At 34.6% G+C, this 2,995-nt stretch carries 2 protein-coding genes; both read left to right on the top strand.

Features of this window, described 5'->3' with window-relative positions:
• On the top strand, positions 1-1,184 hold a 1,184-nt coding region (locus F6K13_RS26160), incomplete at its 5' end, for an NAD(P)H-hydrate dehydratase (RefSeq protein WP_287288865.1).
• Between the two features lie 741 nt (positions 1,185-1,925).
• Positions 1,926-2,858 carry a spermidine synthase gene (locus F6K13_RS26165; protein WP_124154983.1) on the top strand — a complete coding sequence of 311 codons (933 nt, stop codon included), beginning with the start codon at positions 1,926-1,928 and terminating at the stop codon, positions 2,856-2,858.
• The last annotated feature ends 137 nt before the right edge of the window (positions 2,859-2,995 follow it).

Consider the following 2,995-nt stretch of genomic DNA (forward strand, 5'->3'; position numbering starts at 1 on the left):
GCGACTTGCTCATAGACGGTTTATTTGGCTTTGGTTTAGAACGAGAAATTACCGGAGATTTAGCTGTAGCAATCAATCAAATTAATAGTTGGAAAAAACAGATATTTAGTATCGACTTACCTTCTGGAATTCATACAGATACAGGAGAAGTTTTAGGAACAGCAATTTCTGCTAAACACACATTTTGTTTAGGTCTGTGGAAACAAGCATTTTTACAAGACCAAGCCTTAGAATATATAGGTACATCCGAATTAATAGATTTTGATATTCCTCTGGCAGATATTACAGAAATTTTAGGAGAATTTCCCACTATTGAAAGAATCACAAAAACATCTGCTATAACAAATTTCCCCTTACCTCTTTCTCCAACAACCTATAAATATAAAAACGGTAATTTATTATTAATTGTAGGTTCCCATCGTTATAGTGGAGCAGCAATTTTAACAGGATTAGGAGCTAGAGCAACAGGTGTCGGAATGTTATCAATTGCCGTACCAAAATCAATTAAACCTATACTAAATAATCATTTACCAGAAGTACTAATTATTGGTTGTCCCGAAACAGAAACCGGAACAATAAAACAATTACCAAAAGATATAGATTTAAGTAAATTTGAAGCGATCGCCTGCGGACCTGGTTTAACCACAGAACCTAAATCTATAATAGAAGCAATATTATCCGTAAATTGTCCGATAGTTCTAGATGCTGATGCTTTAAATATTTGTGATAATTTAGAGAAAAATTATTTAGTCAGTCAACGTCAAGCACCAACAATTATTACACCCCACCCAGGAGAATTTAAACGTCTATTTCCACACCTAGAAAATCAACTCAATAATCGGATATTATCAGCTAAAAAAGTAACTAAAAACAGTAACCTGATTTTAGTTTTCAAAGGAGCAAAAACAATTATTGCCAATAGTCAAAAAATATTGATTAATCCAGAAAGTACCCCTGCATTAGCAAGAGGAGGTAGTGGAGATGTATTAACAGGATTAGTTGGAGGTTTATTAGCTATTACTTCAACTCAAACTCCACCACTAGAAGCTGTCAAAACAGCAGTTTGGTGGCACGCTCAAGCAGCAATATTAGCAGCAAAAAAACGAACCGAGTTAGGAGTAGATGCTTTTACCTTAACTCAGTATTTAATCCCCGCACTAGAAAAAATATATAGCAATTCCTAAGAAGCGTGAACTACAAAATTCCTTGGTTTTAGGGAATAGGGAGTAGTAATTCGGGCAACAGGGAATAGCGGTGTGACCCCGCGAGGTGCGTTTGTCGCACCTAATAGCGCACTCCTGTGAGAAAAGAAGAAATGTCATTGCACCTCAGTAACTTGAGAAATGCTATAACCTTTCTTAGTTTGATAAGAAACCAAAATCTGGAAACTGAAATACCTCCTTATTTATGCCTCAAAATTCTATCAGCACTTATTAACTAGGCAGGCATAAAAATATATATAAAACTGGGATATGGTGTTAAGTATTGAGGAGTCAAAATAATCCTTTTTCTCTTTTAAATTAACAAAAAATATCCGGCCTCAATTTTTATCTTTATAAAGAGATAAAAAAGAAAATCCTGAATCTTCAAAGCTTCCCTATTCCAGGAGTTACTGATAACTGATAACTGAATAGACCATTACTAGGTTTTTATTCCCTCGTTTAATTGTTCTTTTTTTTATTTAAACTATAGTTTTTTTATATGAGATGTAAATGTAGGTTAAGGTTTTTTATAATAAAAAAAGCACGCTTATTGATTGCTTTACCTCCTTGTATTTGCTAATATTTAATGCTGTTCTCCCTTCTTTACTATTCCCTCCATACCTTTTTCATAACACTTGGTTTCCACATCCCACATAAAAACGCCATACCGACTTTAAGTCTAAAAATGCTACAATTAAATGTTTATTCGGAGGAAAACCATCAATGGCAGGTGCTAAACTTAATACAAACTTATGGTTCGCTGAACAAATTACACCTTGGGATATTTATAAACATGGCATCGATCGAGTGCTGGTTTATCAAAAAACTAAATACCAGGAAATGCATATTGTTGAAGGTATTTATGGCAAAGCTTTAATACTAGATAATAAGTGGCAGTCGTGCACCAAAGAAGAATTTCTCTACCATGAATGCTTAGTACATCCAGCAATGATTTTTCATGGGTCGCCACAAAAAGTCTTAGTACTTGGAGGTGCAGAAGGAGCAACATTACGAGAAGTATTACGCTGGAAAACTGTAGAAAAATTAGTTATGGTTGATATAGATGGGGAAGTAGTAGATGCCTGCAAAAAGTATCTACCAGAAATGCACCAAAATTCTTTTGAAGACCCTCGGGTAGAACTAATTATTGATGATGCTCAGAATTTTTTAAACTCTTCTTCAGAAACTTGGGATGTGATTATTTCCGATCTGACAGACCCTATTGAGTCTGGTCCGTCTTTTCCCTTATTTACTCAGGAATACTTTCAAAAAATTCGCCAAATTTTATCTCCTGATGGAGTTGTTATGATACAAGCAGGTTCAATTTCTCCTGCCGAAATGTATCTTCATGTCCGCGTGCTTAAAACTTTACAAACTGTGTTTAATTATACTTATTCTGTAGAGCCTTATTCTGCCAGTTTTGGAACTCCATTAGGATTTGTTATTGCTTCCGACCAAGAACTTTCCTCTACACCAAACCCAGAAAAAGTAGACCTTTTATTAGCAGAAAAAACTATCGGTGGTTTAAAAGTTATGGATGGTATTTCTTTGTTAGGAATGTTGCAAATACCTTTGAATGTACGACAGGCGATCGCTACAGAAACTCAGATATATACTTTGAAATCTCCACCAAAATCTCTTCAGATTTCAGGTTGAAAACTAACAAGAAAATTACTACTCAATCAAGCAGTTGTAAATAATTTCATAAATTAAATTTTATCGGATAAAGCCATTGGTAGAAAAACATACAGGAGTCAGAATGAATAGCTTCTGTAGGATTTCTTAAGTCGGAA

This window comes from Okeania sp. SIO2B9, assembly GCF_010672505.1.
GTDB classification, from domain to species: Bacteria; Cyanobacteriota; Cyanobacteriia; order Cyanobacteriales; family Microcoleaceae; genus Okeania; species Okeania hirsuta.